At 29.6% G+C, this 18,176-nt stretch carries 16 protein-coding genes and 1 tRNA gene; 11 read left to right on the top strand and 6 right to left on the bottom strand.

Annotated features, from left to right (window positions below; translation table 11 throughout):
* Position 1: 1 nt before the first annotated feature.
* From ABIN17_06315 to sppA, 3 genes are read right to left on the bottom strand one after another with little or no spacing between them, the layout of a single operon-like run.
* Positions 2-1,612 carry an ATP-binding cassette domain-containing protein gene (locus ABIN17_06315; GenBank protein ID MEO0284664.1) on the bottom strand — a complete coding sequence of 537 codons (1,611 nt, stop codon included), beginning with the start codon at positions 1,610-1,612 and terminating at the stop codon, positions 2-4.
* A gap of 1 nt (position 1,613) precedes the next feature.
* Entirely contained in the window at positions 1,614-2,462 is an 849-nt protein-coding gene (locus ABIN17_06320) for an efflux RND transporter periplasmic adaptor subunit (protein MEO0284665.1), read from the bottom strand.
* 44 nt (positions 2,463-2,506) lie between these two features.
* Complete coding sequence (sppA, locus tag ABIN17_06325; protein MEO0284666.1) at positions 2,507-4,783, bottom strand: signal peptide peptidase SppA; 2,277 nt, start codon at positions 4,781-4,783, stop codon at positions 2,507-2,509.
* A gap of 61 nt (positions 4,784-4,844) precedes the next feature.
* On the opposite strand from sppA, the gene dapA reads away from it, so the two are divergent.
* From dapA to ABIN17_06340, 3 genes are read left to right on the top strand one after another with little or no spacing between them, the layout of a single operon-like run.
* Positions 4,845-5,744, top strand: coding sequence for a 4-hydroxy-tetrahydrodipicolinate synthase (gene dapA, locus ABIN17_06330; GenBank protein ID MEO0284667.1), 900 nt, complete (start codon positions 4,845-4,847; stop codon positions 5,742-5,744).
* A 14-nt stretch (positions 5,745-5,758) separates the two neighbouring features.
* A complete protein-coding gene (locus ABIN17_06335) occupies positions 5,759-7,720 on the top strand; it encodes a T9SS type A sorting domain-containing protein (GenBank protein MEO0284668.1) in 1,962 nt (653 codons plus the stop codon).
* A gap of 4 nt (positions 7,721-7,724) precedes the next feature.
* A complete protein-coding gene (locus ABIN17_06340) occupies positions 7,725-8,591 on the top strand; it encodes a PorV/PorQ family protein (protein MEO0284669.1) in 867 nt (288 codons plus the stop codon).
* 6 nt (positions 8,592-8,597) lie between these two features.
* Here ABIN17_06340 and ABIN17_06345 read toward each other — a convergent pair whose 3' ends face one another.
* The gene (locus ABIN17_06345) at positions 8,598-9,467 is read right to left on the bottom strand and encodes a UbiA family prenyltransferase (GenBank protein ID MEO0284670.1); all 870 of its coding nucleotides are present in this window, start codon (positions 9,465-9,467) and stop codon (positions 8,598-8,600) included.
* Positions 9,464-10,423 carry a radical SAM protein gene (locus tag ABIN17_06350; protein MEO0284671.1) on the bottom strand — a complete coding sequence of 320 codons (960 nt, stop codon included), beginning with the start codon at positions 10,421-10,423 and terminating at the stop codon, positions 9,464-9,466. The genes ABIN17_06345 and ABIN17_06350 overlap by 4 nt, the downstream gene beginning before the upstream one ends.
* 42 nt (positions 10,424-10,465) lie before the next feature.
* Between ABIN17_06350 and ABIN17_06355 the strand changes: the two genes are divergently transcribed.
* From ABIN17_06355 to ABIN17_06390, 8 genes are all read left to right on the top strand, one after another.
* Positions 10,466-12,454, top strand: coding sequence for a 4Fe-4S dicluster domain-containing protein (locus ABIN17_06355; GenBank protein MEO0284672.1), 1,989 nt, complete (start codon positions 10,466-10,468; stop codon positions 12,452-12,454).
* Positions 12,455-12,498: 44 nt separating this feature from the next.
* Positions 12,499-13,341 (top strand): transketolase, encoded by an 843-nt coding sequence (locus ABIN17_06360; GenBank protein MEO0284673.1) that lies wholly within the window; start codon positions 12,499-12,501, stop codon positions 13,339-13,341.
* Entirely contained in the window at positions 13,342-14,289 is a 948-nt protein-coding gene (locus ABIN17_06365) for a transketolase C-terminal domain-containing protein (GenBank protein ID MEO0284674.1), read from the top strand.
* 34 nt (positions 14,290-14,323) lie between these two features.
* Positions 14,324-14,396: transfer RNA gene (locus ABIN17_06370), tRNA-Ala, on the top strand.
* A gap of 10 nt (positions 14,397-14,406) precedes the next feature.
* Complete coding sequence (locus ABIN17_06375) at positions 14,407-15,570, top strand: tetratricopeptide repeat protein (GenBank protein ID MEO0284675.1); 1,164 nt, start codon at positions 14,407-14,409, stop codon at positions 15,568-15,570.
* Positions 15,567-15,932, top strand: a complete 366-nt coding sequence (locus ABIN17_06380; GenBank protein ID MEO0284676.1) for a hypothetical protein — start codon at positions 15,567-15,569, stop codon at positions 15,930-15,932. The genes ABIN17_06375 and ABIN17_06380 overlap by 4 nt, the downstream gene beginning before the upstream one ends.
* Positions 15,933-16,017: 85 nt before the next feature.
* Positions 16,018-16,446 (top strand): HNH endonuclease, encoded by a 429-nt coding sequence (locus ABIN17_06385; GenBank protein ID MEO0284677.1) that lies wholly within the window; start codon positions 16,018-16,020, stop codon positions 16,444-16,446.
* On the top strand, positions 16,443-17,774 hold the full coding sequence (locus ABIN17_06390; GenBank protein ID MEO0284678.1) for a hypothetical protein: 1,332 nt from the start codon (positions 16,443-16,445) through the stop codon (positions 17,772-17,774). The genes ABIN17_06385 and ABIN17_06390 overlap by 4 nt, the downstream gene beginning before the upstream one ends.
* Here the strand turns inward: ABIN17_06390 and ABIN17_06395 are convergent.
* A complete protein-coding gene (locus tag ABIN17_06395; protein MEO0284679.1) occupies positions 17,771-18,133 on the bottom strand; it encodes a hypothetical protein in 363 nt (120 codons plus the stop codon). The two genes, ABIN17_06390 and ABIN17_06395, sit on opposite strands and share 4 nt — an antisense overlap.
* Positions 18,134-18,176: the final 43 nt, after the last annotated feature.

The following is an 18,176-nucleotide window of genomic DNA, read 5'->3' on the forward strand; positions in this document are numbered from 1 at the left end:
TTTAACTCAACACTTTTGCATAGAAAACTTCTTCAAGATCCGGTTCACTTTTTTCAAAATTTATAATTTTTATTCCGCTTTCTTCTATTTTTTTTACTATTTCTAAAATTTTCTCTTCTTTTCTTGAAAAAATTTTAAATCCATTTTTTGTCCTTGTGAAGATAACTTCTTCCTCCTTTTCTATTAAATTTTCAAATTCCAAAACCTTTTCTACTTTTATCTCGTAAATTTTATACTCCTCAAGAAATTTTTTCTTTAAATTGAAAGGCAAGTCAAGGGCTTTATTTTCTCCTTTATCAATAAGTAAAATTCTATCACAGTATTCAGCCTCATCCATATAATGAGTAGTTAATATCATCGTAGTCTCTTTCTCCTTTAAATTACTTAAAATTTCCCAGAATTCTTTTCTTGTCTCAAGACCCATTCCAGAAGTGGGCTCATCAAGAAAAAGTAAAGGCGGACTGTTTATTATAGCGCAAGCAAGGGATAATCTCTGTTTTACTCCTAAAGGCAATTCACTTGCTAAATTATTCCTCCAATTACCTATTTTAAGAAGTTCAATTAGTTCTTCTATTCTTTCTTTTTCCTTTTGAACTTCATATAACCCCGAATAAAATTTTAAATTCTGATAAAGGGTTAAATCAGGATAAAGAGAAAACTTCTGGGATAGGTAACCTATATTTTTTCTTATTTTTCTTATATTTTCCTCACTCAATTTTTCTCCGAAAATTTCAATTTCACCTTCTGTTGGATTAATAATCCCGAGGAGCATTTTAAGAGTGGTTGTTTTCCCAGCTCCATTTGGACCTAAAAGGGCAAAAATTTCCCCTCTTTCTATTTCAAAACTTAAATTTTTAACAGCAATAAAATTTCCAAATTTTTTTGTTAGGTTTTTTACCCTTATAATTTTTTCCTTTTTATTTAGAATATAAAAGTTTTTCTTTTCAAATTCTTCCTCTTCTAAATCTTCCTGCAGATAACCCTCTTTGAGTAAAAAAAATCTATCTGCTCTTTTTGTTTCAAGAATATACGGGGTTGTTATTATTATTGATATTCCATTTTCTTTCAATTTATGAAAAAGGTTCCATAATTTTGATCTTGAAACCGGATCAATTCCTCTTGTTGGTTCATCAAGTAATAAAAGCTTTGGTCTATATATAAGTAAAGTAGCAAGGGAAAGTTTTTTCTGCATACCTCCTGAAAGTTCTTTCACTTTGTTTTTCTTTTTTTCCTTTAATTCAGTTAATTCAAGAATTTTCTGAATTCTTTCTTCTATTCTTTTTTTATCTTCATATATTTCTCCAAAAAAATACATTGTTTCTTCTACAGTGAGGTCTGGATAAAGGGAAAAACTTTCTGAGGAGTAACATATTTTATCCTTGAATTTTTCTCTTTCTTTTAATAAATCATTTCCTAAAAAAATTATTTCTCCCTCATCAGGTTTCAAAAGTCCTGCAATAATTTTTAATAAAACACTTTTTCCAGATCCATCAGGTCCTGTAATTGCAAGAATTTCTTTCTCTTTTAATGTAAGATTTATTCCTTTTAAAATTTCATCATCTTTGAATTTTTTTTTGATGTTTTTTAATTCGAGGATTAAAGTATTTTCCATTTTATTTATAATAGACAGAAACAGTCATTCCTGGTTTTAGAAGGTTATCTCTATTAATAACTTTAATCTTAAACTTGAAAACAAGTAAAGCTTTTTCATCAGGTGTTATAACATTTTTAGGAGTAAATTCTGCTTCTTCTGAAATCCACACAACTTTACCAGTAAACTCTATTTTTTTATCTGTATGGGGTATAATCTTTACAGTTTTTGACAAGTTTAAATCATATAATTCTTTTTGGGGTAAATAAGCATAAACAAAAAGAGTATCAAGATTTGCAATTCTGAAAAGGGGAAAGCCAGGTTTTGTTAATTCACCAACTTCAATATTTTTTTCTATTATTATTCCCTTAACAGGTGACTTTATTATATACTCTTCTTCTTGAATAGATAGCCTTTCCAGGTTTTTTTTGATTGATTCAATATTCTCTTCTACTGATTTAATTTTATACAAAAGTGAGTTATACTTTGTTTTCATTTTTTCATATTCTCTTTCTGAAAGTGCCCCTATTTCCATAAGTTTTTTGGTTTTTTCTAAGTCTTCCTTTAAGTTTTCAATTTCAATTTCAAAAGATTTTTTTTCAAATTGTAAAGCATTCAGTTTATCATTTATTTCTTCTTTTAAAACTTTTAGTTCTCTCGCATCAATCTCAAGAAGAATTTCACCTTTTTCTACCTTTTCTCCTTCTCTTTTATATATTTTTAAAACTTTTCCTGCATATTTTGTTGAAAGTTCAATTTCAGTTGCCTCTACTCTTCCTGATGAATAATTTATTTTACCTTTAGGAAATAAAATATATGCTGTTGTTACTATTATTATTAAGAAAATTAAAATAATAGGTTTCTTTTTCATTTAGTCCCTCCTTTTGATGTTATATTTATAGTTATAGTTTTTCTTTATTTCAATTTAATAGTCTCATAATAAATATACTCATTGTTTAGTAAATAATTCAAAGGAGATTTAAAGGTTATTTCTGAAAGATAAAAACTTTTTAAGAATTTTTTTTCTGGAAAAATTAAAATTTTAACATCACCTTTTATTTTTGCGAGTTCTTTAGCTTTTTCAATTGCCTCAAAAATTCCACCTATCTCATCAACAATTCTAACATTTTTTGCATCATAGCCTGACCATATCCTTCCTCTTCCAATGGAATCTACATATGATTCGCTAAGATTTCTTGAAATTGAAACTCTCTTTAAAAAGTTTCTATATCCCCATTCCAGTTCTTTTCTAAATTTTTCAAGTTCTTCCTCCTCCCATGGTCTTAAAATGGAAAAAGCATCAGAATGTTTTAAGGTTTTTACCCTGCTACTTGTTATTCCAATTTTTTCAAACATATCACCAAAGACAAGTTTACCACCCAGAATACCTATTGAACCTGTGAGTGTTGTATAGTTGGCAAAAATATAGTGAGCTGGACAGGAGATATAATATCCACCTGAAGCTGCAAGCCCCCCCATTGACACAACTACAGGTTTTTTACTTTTTACCCTTTTAATTGCATTCCATATTATTTCTGAAGCAAGGGCTGAACCACCAGGTGAATTTACTCTTATTACAAGTGCTTTGATACTTTTATCTTTTTCTATTTTTGAAAGGATCTCCTGAACCGTTTTTGAGCCAAGCATTTTACCACCAATAAAAGGAAGAGGATTTTTTCCACTTTCACCTTCAATAATTGAACCTTCAAGAGTTAAAAGGGCTATTTTGGGTCTTGTATCAACAAATTCTCTCTTTAAATATTTTTCTTCACTTAAAGTTTTTTCAGAAATTTTTTTAATTTTCTTTTTATTGAACCATTTTTTTATAATATCTTCAAGTTCATTTTCAAAGGCAAATGTATCTATAAGAGAATACTTCAAGGCATCCTCTGAGTTAAAATAAGATTCATTTTCCATAAGTTTTAATAAAGTATCTTCTTTAATATTTCTTGATTCACTTATTTCCTTAACTTCTTTTTCAAGTATTCTCCTTATAAAATGATAACTCTGTAAGCTGTCCTCTTTACTTATATTTTCCCTTATTAGAGGTTCTGCTGCTGATTTATACTCAGCTATCCTTTCAATCTGTGCCTTAATCCCTATTTTTTCAAAAAATTTTTTTAAGTAAATTTTTTCAACATATGGACCTGTAAGTATTATTGAACCTTCATTGGGGATAATAATCTTATCACAGGCACTTGCAATGTAATAATTCCTTTCATCAAGATTTTCTCCATAGGCAACTGTATGTTTTTTTTCTGAAATTTTTTTAATCAATCTTCTTAATTCTTCAGCCTGTGCAGATGAAAAGTAAGGATTTTCAAAATGTATAATAATTCCTTCAATTTCCTTATCTTGGTATACCCTTTCAAAAGTTTTTAAAAGGTCATAAAAGGAAGGTTTTAATTTTAATCTTAAAAATCCAATCTCTTCCCTTTCCTCTGAATATTCATCTTTTAATCTTATATACAGCCATCTATTTTTATAAGAAAAGAATTTGGGATAAAATTCCTTTGAAGTTAAAAATGTATAATTCCTTATTTCGTCTTCTTTATCCATTGAATAGGAGAGTAATCCCTGACCAAAGGATAGTTCTAAACCAAAAAAGTATCTTGTGCCCTCTTTATAAAATTTAGATGATGTTTCTATCTTTGAGTTAAAAATTAAACCAGAAACAGGTTCCATTGAAAAGGAAAAAAAGTAAGAATAAATGCTATCACCTTTTATTTTCATATCAGCTGAAAAAGTTAATCTATCTGTTAAGGGTTTTAAAGCAAATCCCATTAAATATTCATTTTCACTTTTAAAGAAATCACCTTTTGCGCCGAGAGATAAAAAAGAAAAAGGTCTTGCCATAAGTCCCAAAGTATAGTATTTTTCAATGTCTCCAAAGGTATAAGAGATTCCAAAGGATAATTTTTCACTGAGAGGTATTCCTGTCCCCATTTTATATATCTTATTTTTATCCAGAAGTGCAAAAGAAAAGCCAAAATTCTCCATACTCATTCCAAACAAGTGGTAAAATTTTTCTCTTTCAAAATAGGAGAATCTTTCTTCCTTTAAGCTATAGAAAAATTCTGTTCCTTTTTCAAAGGAAAGTCCAGCAGGATTATTTAAAATTGATTTACTTCTTGTAGAAAGGGAAGGAGAAAAGTGATAAAAAAAATATGAGATTATTAATAACTTAATCATGATTATTTTTCATTTTATAAAGGAATTGAACCTTTTTAAAAAATTTCATTAAAATCATATTATGAATGATAAAATAAAAGGAGAAATATGTGCAATTGTTACACCCTTTAAAAGGGATAAAATTGACCTTGATTCTTTCGGAAAACTGTTAGATTTACATATGGAAAGAGAAACTGATGGAATAGTTATTCTTGGAACAACAGGTGAATCCCCAACAGTAGATAAAGAAGAAAGAAAGGAACTTTTAAATTTTGCTAAGGAAAAAATAAAAAATAAAATGAAATTAATAGCAGGTGTTGGGACAAATGATGGAAAGAAAACACTTCTTTATTCTGAAATGGCTCTTGATATTGGTATTAATTATCATCTTGTTGTAATTCCCTATTATAACAAACCCACTCAGAGTAACCTTATTGATTACTTTGTTTTTCTTGCAAAAAATACAGGTGCGAAGATCATAATTTACAATGTTCCTGGAAGGACAGGTGTAAATATTTTACCTGAAACTATTTTAAAAATTTATGAAAAGGTTCCTGAAAATATTGCAGGAATTAAAGAGGCATCAAAGAATCTTGATCAGATGATGGATCTCGCTAAATTATTTAAGGGTAAAATCTCTCTTCTTTCAGGAGATGATTCCTGGACTTTTCCACTTTTATCCCTTGGTTATGAGGGAATTATTTCTGTTTATTCAAATATTAATCCAGGTTATTTAAAAAAGATGATCAATCTTTTTGAAAAGGGTAATATAGAGGAGGCAAGAAAGATGCATTTTGATGCTTTACCTTTGATGAATGCTTTATTTATTGAAACAAATCCCTTACCTGTTAAAACTTTACTTTCATATCTTGGCTGGATTGAGGAGGAATTTAGATTTCCTCTTGGAAAAATGGGTGAAGAAAATAAAAAGAAGTTAATTGATATTGCAAGTAAATATAATTTGCCAAAAGCAAATTTTTAGTTTAAAATAAATTTATGATAAAGATATTTTCAGTTTTTTTATTCTTTCAATTTTTAGGAGGCACTCTTAAGTTTTTATATAAGTCAAAGGTTAATGATGATACAGGAAGTGCTTATCAATCAAGACCTTTCGTTTATTATTCCAACATAGATACAACCATATATGTTGTTTTTGAAGATGATAGGGATAAGGATGGATTAAAAGAAATTTATTTTTCTAAATCACAGGATTTTGGAAGAACATGGTCAGTAAATAAGCTGATAAGTCCTGATTTAAATAGAGACGATTATTTCCCCTGGATGAGTGTTTCCCCTTCAGGTAAAATATATGTGGTCTTTCAAAGTGTTAAAGCTGGTGTTGGTAAAGTTTATTTTACAAGATCCTCTGATAAGGGAAATACTTTTACTACACCTGATACCCTTCCTGGTGTAAAGGTATATTACAGCACTTTTTCAAATATTAATTTTGGTCCACAACCCAAAATTTGTATAGACCCAAAAAATGAAAATAGAATCTATGTTGTTTGGGCAGATGACAGAACCGGTTTGATAAGAATAAGAATTGCAAGATCAGATGATGGTGGCTTAAGTTTTACTGATCTTGGAGAAGTTGATAAAAATCCTACAAATGTGAATAGACACCCCAATATTGCAGTTGATGATTCCGGCTTCGTTCATATAGTATGGGCAAGAGGTAATTCTGGAAATAACCAGGATCCTCATCCTGATATAAGTTATAATATTTCAAAAGATTTTGGTAATACTTTTCTTCCTCAAGATGTTTTTGTTGTTGATAATCCGGGATTTGAGGCTTATAGAGGTCAACCCTCAATAACTGTGACAAGTTCTGGTGATGTTTTTGTTGTATGGGAAGACTCAAGGGGCTTTCCAGATGGAGAACCTCATATTTATTTTGCAAAGAGAATTAGATTGGATTCCTTTTCTCAAAATATAAGAGTTGATATTTCCTCCGGTCCGAGTAACTTTAGACCTATTTTCTTTATTGGACCTAATGGGAAAGGTGTTTGTGCCTGGCATTCCAATCTAATTGCTCTTGATCACTATTCTGTTTTAATGAGTGCTTTTTCTGATACAACCCAAAGTTTCAGCAAGGCACAACTTGTTTTTGAGTTTGATACTACATTTACAGGGACAACTAACGCCAATTTCGGTAATGCTTTTTACCCTCCTTCCCTTTTTGTTGATACTATTAAAGGTTTTACTAATTTCTTTCTTGTATGGCAGGATTTAAAGGAAGATCCTCTCGGAGATATTTACTTTATAAGGGGAAAAGTTATTATATCTCTTTCTGATCTTGATATTCATGGTGATACTTTTGATGCAAAAAATGACACCCTTTTTTTTGGTGAAGTTCCTTCAGACCTTTATGTGGAAAAGAAAATTTTAATTGCAAATACAGATTCTCTTTTTAATCCTGACCCCATTGATGGTCCTTCAAAGAGAAGTATATTTAATTTAAGAGCAGATACTCTTATTTTAAATGGTCCTAAAGGTGGATATTCTAAAGTTTTTGTATATAATAAATTTCCAGATACTCTGAGAGTTGGTGAAAAATTTGAGGTTATTTTAAGAGGTTTTATAAGAGATGAAAGTCCTTATGGAATCTATTATGGGACTATTTATATTAGTGGCATAGATAGAGATTCAGCGGTTGTTGAGGACAGTATAAAGGTAATAATTAAAGGTGGAAAAGCAAAGTCTGATCTTTCCGAAGCTTTTGTTTACCCAAATCCTTTTAAGCCTTCAGAGGGTCATTCTCATATAAGTTTTACAAATCTTTCCCCCAATTCAGAAATTGTTATTTTTGATGTTAATGGAAATAAAATAAAGGAACTTAAATCAGATGGAGATGGTTCTGCAAGATGGGATGGAAATGTAGCTTCTGGTATTTATATTTACTCAATAACAGATAAAAACAAAAGAAAAAAAATTGGTAAAATTGCTATAGTGAGGTGAAACTATGAAAGGTATAGTTTTTTTCATATTAATTAATTTGTTTGAACCCGGGAGTAATTCCTTTGTTTTTTTAAAAAACATAAGAAATGCAAAGGATATAGCACTTGGTGAAACTTGTGCTACTTCTTCTGATGCTTTGAGTTTTCATTCAAATCCTGCAATCCTTTCTGAGGTTTCCAAATTTAATTTTTCTTTTTACAGTTCTATTTTATGGGCTGGTATAAAGGATAACTCTCTTGTTTTGGCAGGGAGAACTCCTTATTTCAATTTTGGTATTTCTTTAATTTATCTAAGTTATGGAAGCTTTGAAGGAAGAGATAGTTTTGGTTATAAGACTTTCAATTTTTCTGCATATGATTTTGAGTTTTCTTTAGGAATTTCAAGGAGTTTTACTGAAAGATTAAGTTTTGGTTTTGTTCTTGGTTATCCTTATGAGAAAATTGATAAAAATTCTTCAGGTTCAATAATTTTTAGCCTTGGAACTAAATATATATTTAAAGATAACCCCTATATAAAGATTGGTTTTTCTTTACAAAATCTTGGTCAAGGTGTTAAGTTCATTAATGAGTCCTTTTCTTTACCTATTGTTTCAAGAGTTGGGTTTTCTTATGGAAAAAAGAGTTTTAATATTGTTTCAGATTTTGTTTTTTCTTCTGATAATACTCCATATTTAACTTTTGGATTCTCTTATTTAATTAAGAATATACTTGATTTGAGATTTGGTCTTAAGACGGATTTTGATTACGGTTTATTAGAGGCTTTTAGATATGGTTTTGGAATAAATTATCCAAATTTTGGAATTGATTATGCACTTTCACCTTCTGCCTCTATTTTTACCCATCATATTTCTCTAAAGATAAATTTTAAATAGAAAAGTTTAAAAGATATAGTTAGGTTTAAAATAGATTACAAATATAAAAATAATGAGATAAGAAAAGTAAATGGTAAAAAAGGGTGTTTCATCAAATTTTTTTCTAAGTGAGAAAATAATGCATAGTGTTCCTGCAATCACAGAGAGGAGAAAAAAAATAATCTTAAAGAGAATTAGAGCAACTAAGATATAAGTTGTGAAAAGTGATATACCAGCAAAAATAGGTGCTCTTTTTTCTCCAACTATCACAGCAAGAGTTTTTATTCCCTGAATTTTATCTCCCTTAAGGTCAAGAACATCCCTGAAGTTCATGGCAAAGGGAAAGGCAAGGATAAATATGAGGTAAAGTTTTACTGGAAATTTTTTTAAAAATTCTGAACCTTCTATAACTGAAAATCCTGAAAGTATTGAAAATAGTGCTGCGAGTGACAATAGAAAAATTGAAATGGGGTAAAACCTTTTAAGTCTGAAAGGCGGAAAAGTATAAATAATCTGAATTATATGAAGTATAAGGATATTTAAAAAAAAATAAATATTTAAAAAAAAGGATAAAAAAATGGAAAGAAACAAAAACAAAATTCCATATTTTAAATAAGTTTTCTTATCAACTATTTCTGCAGTAAGAGGTGTTATTTTAAAGTTAATTTTGTCACCTTCAAAGTCTTCTATATCGTTAAATACAAGTGAAGAGTAAAAAGCAATAAGTATTGTTATTACAGAAAGAATTAATTTTAAAAAGTTAATTTCCAGAAGAGAAATATTTTCCCTTATAACACCAAGTAAAAATCCTCCGGTTGTCAAAAGAGAATAATGAATCTGTAAATTTATTCTCTGTTTATTAAAATAATAGGGAATTATTTTTAAAAGAAAATTCATATTTCAAGAAAATATTTTGCACTTTCTATGCTTCTTGGATCAATTCTTTTAAGTCCTATTTCTCTTGCATATTCAATAACTTCAAAAAATTCTCTTAGTGTAGGTCTTCTTGAAATTTCCTTGTAATTTTTTGCCTTATATTCAGGTCTGTATTGAGCCATTATATTTATAAAGGTATTTTCTGAAATTTCCTCTTTAATCCATTTAAGTATCTTCTTACTTTCCTCAACTAAATTGGGCATAACAAGATGTCTTAAAAGAATACCTCTTTTTGCAAGACCATTTTCATCAACAATTAAATCACCTACCTGTTTATGCATTTCTTTAATAGATTTTTTTGCAACCTCTGGATAATCAGGTGCAAGGGAATATTTTCTTGAGCTTTCCTTTTCCCAGAATTTAAAATCTGGCATATATATATCAACAATTCCATCCATTATTTCAAGGGATTCCTCTGAATCATAAGAACTTGTATTGTAAACAATGGGAATTTTTAGTCCCATTTCAATTGCATATAAAATAGCCTCCATTATCTGAGGCACAACATGTTCTGGTGTAACGAAGTTAATATTGTGACAACCCTTTTCTTGCAGATAAATCATAATTTTTGCAAGTTCCTTTGGTTTTACTTCATAACCTGAAATGTTTTGTGAAATATCATAGTTTTGACAGAAGACACATTTTAAATTACAACCGGAAAAAAATATTGTTCCTGAACCGTTCCATCCTCTTAAAACATCCTCCTCACCAAAATGGGCAAAAAAAGAAGATACAACTGCATACCTTCCAATTTTACATACCCCTTTTTCATTTGAAATTCTTTTTACTTTACAATTTCTCGGACATACCTTACAGGGTTTATCAAGTAAACTCAGAGCTTTTTCAAATTTTTCTTTAATTTTACCTTCCTCATAAGTTTTTAAATAAACTGGGATAAAAATTTTTGAATCTAACATATTATATTTTATATTTTTCTTCTGGTTTACTTAAAATAAATTATGAAATTTTCAATAATTGAAAGAATATTATTTTTAATTTTTTTTGTGGGCTCAATTTACCTTTTTATTAGAACTCTTTTATATAGATACAGGATAGTTCTTAAAGGTTCTAAAAAACCGGAAATAAACTTCAAAAGGGGAATTAAAAGGGTTTTAACTCTTGTTTTTACCCAGTATGTTCTTGTAAAACAGAGACCTCTTCCAGGTATTTTTCATGCCTTTATTTTCTGGGGCTTCTTTGTTTTTTTACTTTCAACTCTTGATATGATACTTTCTATTTTCGGTTTACCTTCTATACTTGAACTTAAATTCTTTTCTTTTTACCGTTTCTTACTTGATCTTTTTGCTCTTTTTGTTATAATTGGAGTGATTGGATTTTTTGTAAGAAGATTTCTTTTTAAACCAGAAGGAATAACAAATCCAAAACCTTCTAATGAAGTTATTCTTTATGGTAAAGCAAAAAAGGGTCCACAGTTTGAGTCTTTTCTTATATTGCTTTTAATTTTTACCTTAATGGTAACCTATCTTTTTGAAAGTGCAACAGGAATAAAAATTCAGGAAAGGGTTTCTGAGGGAAAATGGTTCTCCTTAATTTTTATAAATTTTGTTCCTGAAAGTATCTTATTCTGGAAATTCAATTATTTTTTACATCTTGTGCTTGTATTTTTATTTTTAAATTTAATCCCGCTTTCAAAACATTTTCATATTATAAATGGAATAATAAATGTTTTTCTTTATGACTTAAATTCCTATGCTTATATTGAAAAAATTGATTTTGAAAAGGAGGATGTTTCTTTTGGTTATTTAAAACCAGAGGATATTTCTTTTAAAGAGAGGTTTGATACTTTTTCCTGTATAGAGTGTGGTAGATGTCAAGATCTTTGCCCTGCTTATGCTTCCGGTTCTTCCCTTTCTCCAAAATATCTTGTTGTGAATACAAGGGAATTGCTCCTTGAAAAAGGAGAAAAGATTTTAAAGGGAGAAGATACTGGTATTAAATTAAAGAACACGGTTATTTCAGAAGAAGCTTTATGGGCATGTACAACTTGTGGAGCCTGTATGGAAGCCTGTCCCCTTGATATAAAACATATTCCATATATATTGAATCTGAGAAGAGGTGAAGTTCTTACAGAAAGCAAATTTCCTGAAGAACTTTCCTTTTTCTTCAAGAATATGGAACAGAAGCAGAATCCGTGGGGATTATGGAGTGATGAGAGGATTAAATGGATGGAAGGATTAAATGTTCCTCTTGCAAGAGAAAAAAATAATTTTGAGTATCTTTACTTTGTTGGGTGTGCTTCTTCCTTTGATAAAAGACTTAATAATATTGCAAGAAGTGTAATAAAAATTTTGAATCATCTTGAAGTGGATTATGCTGTTTTAGGGGATGAGGAAATTTGTAATGGTGATCCAGCGAGAAGGACAGGTAATGAGTATTTATTTCAGATGATGGTGGAGGCAAACATTGAAATATTAAAAAAATATAACTTCAATAAAATACTTGTACACTGCCCCCATTGTTTTAATATTTTTAAAAATGAGTATCCTGATTTTGGATTTAAAAAAGAAGTTATTCATATATCAGAATTTTTGAATTCTTTTATTAAAAAAGGAAATTTAAAATTAAAAGTTGATAAAAAAGATTATACCTTTCATGATCCTTGCTATCTTGGGAGACATAATGGTATTTTTGATGAACCAAGGAAAATAATAAAAACTTTTGGAAGGTTAAAAGAACTTAAAAATTCTCGGGAATTTTCTTTTTGCTGTGGAGCTGGGGGAGGAAGGATGTGGATGGAAACAAAAAAGGGTAAAAAGGTGAATCAGGTTAGGATGAAGGAGATAAAGGATTTTGGTGTGAAAAATGTTTTGGTTTCCTGTCCCTTCTGTTTGAGAATGCTTGAGGATGGAAAAAAAGAAATAGATGCAGAAGAGTTTGAAATTATGGATATAACAGAGATTATTGCTCTTAATCTTTTTACTAAATAATTTAAAATTGAAAAAATATTTTAAAGAAACTTAAAATAGAGTTTATGGAAATTACCTTAAAAGAACTCTTAACTGAAAAGTCTTTAATTGTTCGGAGAAAGATAATCAAAATGCTTTATAAAGCAGGGAGTGGTCATCCTGGAGGTTCCTTATCTATTGTTGATATTCTTGTTACTCTTTATTTTGGGGGTATATTGAGATACAGGGAAGAGGATCCTTTCTGGCCTTTAAGGGATAGACTTATTCTTTCAAAGGGACATGGGGTTCCTGCTCTTTACAGTGTATGGTCAGAGATTGGATGGATACCTGAACATATGTTATGGACCTTAAGAAAAATTAATTCGCCACTTCAGGGTCACCCTGATAGAAGAAAATTTCCTATTCTTGAGATATCTTCTGGTTCCCTTGGTCAGGGTTTATCTGTAGGAATAGGTATGGCACTGGCGGGGAAGATAGATAAAAAAGATTATAGGGTCTATGTTATAATGGGTGATGGAGAAATGGAAGAAGGCCAGGTTTGGGAAGGAGCTATGTTTGCAAGTTTCCACAAATTATCCAATTTAACGGTAATTTTGGATTATAACAAATTTCAGCTTGATGGACCAATTAAGAAGATACTTGATATTGAACCTTTGAAAGAAAAGTGGGAAAGTTTTGGGTGGGAAGTTTTTGAAGTTGACGGACATTCAATTGAAGAGTTAAGTTCTGTTTTTTTAGAAATAAAAAATAATAATTTTGAAAAACCACAGTGTGTTATAGCCCATACTATTAAGGGTAAAGGAGTTTCTTTTATGGAAAATAATAATGAGTTTCATGGAAGGGCACCAACAAAAGAAGAGGCTATAAGGGCTTTAATTGAACTTGGTGAAGAGAATCCTGAAATTTAAATGAGAGAATTCAAATTGGGAAAACCTACAAGAGCAGCTTACGGAGAGGCTCTTTTAAAACTCGGTGAGGAAATTGAAGAAATAGTGGTTCTTGATGCTGATCTTTCAAAGTCAACTCATACTTATCTTTTTGCTGAAAGGTTTCCTGAAAGATTTTTTAATTTTGGTATAGCAGAGGCGAATATGGTAGGAGCAGCAGCAGGTCTTGCAAGGTGTGGGAAAATTCCTTTCTGCTCTTCTTTTGCATGTTTTATGGTTAATAAAGCTTATGAGCAGATAAAAATTTCAGTTGCAGGAAGTAATTTAAGTGTTAAATTTGTGTCATCTCACGGTGGAATTTCAGTTGGTGAAGATGGGTTTACACAGCAGAGTATAGAGGACATAGCCCTTATGTGTACATTTCCTGGTTTTACTGTAATTGCTCCCTGTGATGAAGTTTATACTCAGTGGGTTATAAGGGAGGTGGCAAATAGAGAAGGTCCAGTATATGTAAGAACTCAGAGACCTAAAGCTCCAATAATTTATGAAAATGGAAATAACTTTAAGTGGGGAAAATATATAAAGCTTGAAGATGGAGAGGATGTTGCTATTTTTACCTATGGTTTGACAGTTGCTGAGTGTTTAAAGGCTCATGATTTATTAAAAGAGAAAGGAATAAAGGCTCTAATTTTTGATGCTCCCTTTATTAAGCCCCTTGATGAGGAAACACTTTTAAGGGTAGCAAAAGAGGTTGGAAAAATAGTAGTTGTAGAAGAGCATTTAAAGGATGGTGGTCTTGGTTCAAGAATTGCAAGTTTTTTAAGTGAAAGAAATCCTGTTCCAATAAAAATTATAGCGATAGAAAATACTTATGGAGAATCGGGAAAACCTGAGGAGTTATTTGATAAGTTTGGAATTTCTTATAAAAGAATTTTTGAGAAGCTAATAGATTTTGTTAAAAAAACTTGATTTTTTATATTTTTTTACTTTATCTTTTAAATAAGGGGCCGTAGCTCAGCTGGGAGAGCGGCAGGCTGGCAGTCTGCAGGTCGTGGGTTCAAATCCCACCGGCTCCATCTTAAAAAAATGAAAAAGATTATGAATATTTTGGCAATTATCTTTACAATATTTTGTGCAACACAGGAAAAGATTAAAAATCAAGATATAAGGGAAGAAGATAAAGTTAAAGCAAGGCATCTTTATATAAGAGCAAGTGCCTATCTCAATCAGGAAAGGTATAATGAGGCAATTCCTTTACTTAATGATGCAAAAGCACTTGACCCTTATTTTGTTGAAGCTTATATTGCCCTTGGCAATGCTTATTTATCTTTGAAGGATACACTCAAAGCAAAAGAGAATTTTCTTGAAGCTACAAAAATTTCTCCTAATGATAAAAGAGGCTATCAGGGTCTTGGTTTTCTTTATGGTGTTTATTTAAAAAATTATGAAAAGGGTATATATTTTTATAAAAAGTCCTATGAAATTGATAAAAGTGATCTAAATGTTCTTCTTGTAGTTGCCCGTTTGTTTGAAAAAATAAATAAGGATAGTGCTGAATTTTACTATAAAAAAATATTAAGTATTAATCCTGAAAATCCTGAAGCACTCAAAAAATATTTAAATTTTTTAGTTGAAGAGAAAAGATTTAATGAGGCTCTTATATACGCAAATAGAGCTATAGAAAAATTATCAAATGATGAGACAGTTATGGAAAGTGCATTTAAAGTTTACATACAGATGGGAGAAGCAAAAAAAGCAATTGAAATTGCAAATGAATTAATTAAGAAAAATCCTGATGATTATGTTTATTATCTGATGAGGGGAACTGCTTATGCCTCTCTCAATAATTATAAAAGTGCCTTATCTGATTACAATAAAGCTGAAAGTTTGAATCCAAAAAGTGTGGGTGTTTATATTAGAAAGGCGTTACTTTATAACGAGTTAAAGGATTATAATAAATCTTTGATAGAAGGTAAAAAAGCTCTTGATTTACAACCAAAATCTGAGGAAGTTTTATCTGCAGTATATTATGTAATAGCCGAAAGTTACAAAGGTCTTGCTTTAAACTCAGAAGAGAAAAAAGATTGGGACCAGGCTCTTGACCTCTGGGAAAAAGCAAAAACCTGGTATTCAAGAATTTACTCTCTTGGTGATACTCCTTACAGAGATTATTCTTTAAAAATGGTTGATTATACGAGTAAAAAATGGGAAAAAGTAAAAAGGATTAAACTGGGTATTGATGAGGGATGAAAAGAGGTGGTCTTTTGAGGTCAATTTTAATTATAGTTCTCCTTTTAGTTATTATCATCTATGGAGGCTACGAGCCTTTTCTTTCCTTTATGGGATACTTATCCTTAAAGGAAAAATTAAATGAAATTGCAAAATTTTCAAGAATGCATAAAGATATAGAAGAAGTGAGAAACAGAGTTCTTGAAGAACTTTCTCAAAGCAGATTTTATTTTAATCAAGAAGATGTTGGTGTTTATTACGAGGGAGAAAATATTGTAATAAATGCAAAGTTTTCTGATACTTTAAAGTGGTTGGGAAATTATATAGTAAAACCCATAAATTATAAAGTGGAGGTGAAACGCCTTCCCGTTAGTATCGACTAAATCAAAAAAAATATTAAGTGGAAAGGTTCTTGTCTTAAATCAAAACTACGAACCTCTTTCTCTTTGTTCTGTTAAAAGAGCAATTGTGCTTATTTTACTAAAAAAAGCAGAATGTGTTGTGAGTAAAAACAATAAAAAGATAAGATCCCAGTATATTGAGATAAATGTTCCTTCTGTAATAAGAATAAAGAGATATGTTAACTACAGACCTTACAATGTGCCTATTAATAAAAGAAACATTATGAGAAGGGATAAATATACCTGTCAGTATTGTGGAAAAAAAGGTAATGATTTAACAATTGATCATGTTATTCCAAAAGATAGGGGAGGTAGAGATACATGGCAGAACCTTGTTACCTGTTGTAAAGAATGTAATTTAAAAAAGGGAAACAAAACTCCAAGGGAGGCTGGAATGAAATTGATAAAAAAACCTAAAAAACCCACTTACTTTCATATTCTTTTTTCAGAAGAAGAAATTCCTGATGAAAATTGGAAACCTTATTTATTTCTTTGATTTTTGTTTTACCAATAAAACAAATAGAAATAAAGGGAATTACCCCTTTTCTTGAGAAAAAGTGTATAGAAATTTTAAAGAAATTTGAAAATTTAGAAGCAAGTAAAGAAAATCTTGATAAACTTACAGAAGAACTTTCTTTATTTTTTTTAAAAGAAGGTTATCCTAATGCAAGGATAAGATTTACTGGTTTTGAGGAATATGAAGATGGTTTAAAAATTTTTATAAATGTTTCAGACCTAAATTATTTCATTATTAATGATATCATTTTTGATAAAAATATAAAGACCAAAAAGAAAATATTTTTACATTTTTTCAACTTAATACAGAAACCTTTTAATATACAAGATTTTGAAAAAGGTAAAGAGAAATTAAAAAGGTTTGGTTTTATAAATGTGAGAAATTTTGAATTAAGAAAATTTGGAGGATTAAATTATCTTTATCTTGATATACACGAAAAACCTTCAAACAGTTTTGAAAGTTTTCTCCTTTACGATAATAAAAGGAAAACTTTTGCAGGTAAGATTGAAACGGAAATAAATAATATATTTGGTGATTTAAGAAGTTTCTTCTTAAGATGGGAAAGATTTAGTGAAGGAAAAGCTGATTTTGAAGTAAAGTATACAGAACCTTTTATTTTTAATTTTGATATTTCAATTTCACCCCATTATAATTTATTTCAGAGAGATTCTTTATATATCAAAGAAAATCTTGGTTTAAAAATAAGTTATTTTTTTGAGAGAGTAAAATTTTCACTAATATATGACTATTTTGAAGAAATTCCCTTTCTGAAAACTTCAAGATTTATTAGCTCCAGTGGTTCGGAAATTGTTATTGGAGAAAAGAGTTTTTTACCAACAAACATATATTTTTTCTCATTAAGAGGTATTCTTTTAAAGGGGAAAGGTATCTCCCATAAAGCAATAACTGATTTAATTTTAATGAAAAATTTTATGAGATATTTTTATTCTTCCTTTGAAATTTATTCTGGATTTTTAAATTTTTTAAAAGATACTATTATTTCTGAGTATTTCTTTTTAGGTGGTTTTAAATATCCAAGAGGGTATAGAGAGGAGGAGTTTATTGCAAAATTATTTTTTACCTTTGTTATAGAAAATTATATTAACTTTAAAAATTTTTCTTTTTTTCTCTTTTATGATTACTCAAAAATGAAGTTAATTTCAGAGGAATACATAAATAAAATTGGTTATGGATTTGGATTCTCAGGATTTGAATTTAATACTTATTTTAAAATTTCTTTTGCTTTTCCCTACAAGGAGAGTTTACAATCAACAAAGGTTCATTTTTTTATAAAAAATTACTTTTAACCCAGTATCTCTTTTATTTTGGACAAAGTTTTTTTCGCTTCAATCCTTGCTAATCCAAGATTTTGAATTGTACCTGAAAGAACAAGAAGAAAGTAAACTTCATTATTGACAGGTCTAACAAGAACTGTGTATTTTTTTGTTGTAAATAATATTTCATTCAATTCTCCACCTTCAATACTATCTACAGCTCTTGAGACAACACCTATTATATTGGCGATTTCAGCATCAGCAACAGCTGGGTCAAATTGAGCTTCCTTGATATGCTGTGAAAGAGCTATCCCATCACTTCCAACACAGGAGGCATAAATTGCTCCTTCAACTCTTAAAACAATTTCTTCAAGTATTTGGCCTAAGTTCATTTTTAAAAATTATATTTTACAAGGATTAGAACCAATAAAATTA

This window comes from candidate division WOR-3 bacterium (assembly GCA_039803925.1).
Classification (GTDB): Bacteria; Hydrothermota; Hydrothermia; order Hydrothermales; family JAJRUZ01; genus JBCNVI01.

Excerpts from the sequence above, each read along its gene's own strand:
- ABIN17_06315 (MEO0284664.1), bottom strand. The coding sequence starts at position 1,612 with ATGGAAAATACTTTAATCCTCGAATTAAAAAACATCAAAAAAAAATTC.
- ABIN17_06320 (MEO0284665.1), bottom strand. The coding sequence starts at position 2,462 with ATGAAAAAGAAACCTATTATTTTAATTTTCTTAATAATAATAGTAACA.
- sppA (MEO0284666.1), bottom strand. The coding sequence starts at position 4,783 with ATGATTAAGTTATTAATAATCTCATATTTTTTTTATCACTTTTCTCCT.
- dapA (MEO0284667.1), top strand. The coding sequence starts at position 4,845 with ATGAATGATAAAATAAAAGGAGAAATATGTGCAATTGTTACACCCTTT.
- ABIN17_06335 (MEO0284668.1), top strand. The coding sequence starts at position 5,759 with ATGATAAAGATATTTTCAGTTTTTTTATTCTTTCAATTTTTAGGAGGC.
- ABIN17_06340 (MEO0284669.1), top strand. The coding sequence starts at position 7,725 with ATGAAAGGTATAGTTTTTTTCATATTAATTAATTTGTTTGAACCCGGG.
- ABIN17_06345 (MEO0284670.1), bottom strand. The coding sequence starts at position 9,467 with ATGAATTTTCTTTTAAAAATAATTCCCTATTATTTTAATAAACAGAGA.
- ABIN17_06350 (MEO0284671.1), bottom strand. The coding sequence starts at position 10,423 with ATGTTAGATTCAAAAATTTTTATCCCAGTTTATTTAAAAACTTATGAG.
- ABIN17_06355 (MEO0284672.1), top strand. The coding sequence starts at position 10,466 with ATGAAATTTTCAATAATTGAAAGAATATTATTTTTAATTTTTTTTGTG.
- ABIN17_06360 (MEO0284673.1), top strand. The coding sequence starts at position 12,499 with ATGGAAATTACCTTAAAAGAACTCTTAACTGAAAAGTCTTTAATTGTT.
- ABIN17_06365 (MEO0284674.1), top strand. The coding sequence starts at position 13,342 with ATGAGAGAATTCAAATTGGGAAAACCTACAAGAGCAGCTTACGGAGAG.
- ABIN17_06375 (MEO0284675.1), top strand. The coding sequence starts at position 14,407 with ATGAAAAAGATTATGAATATTTTGGCAATTATCTTTACAATATTTTGT.
- ABIN17_06380 (MEO0284676.1), top strand. The coding sequence starts at position 15,567 with ATGAAAAGAGGTGGTCTTTTGAGGTCAATTTTAATTATAGTTCTCCTT.
- ABIN17_06395 (MEO0284679.1), bottom strand. The coding sequence starts at position 18,133 with ATGAACTTAGGCCAAATACTTGAAGAAATTGTTTTAAGAGTTGAAGGA.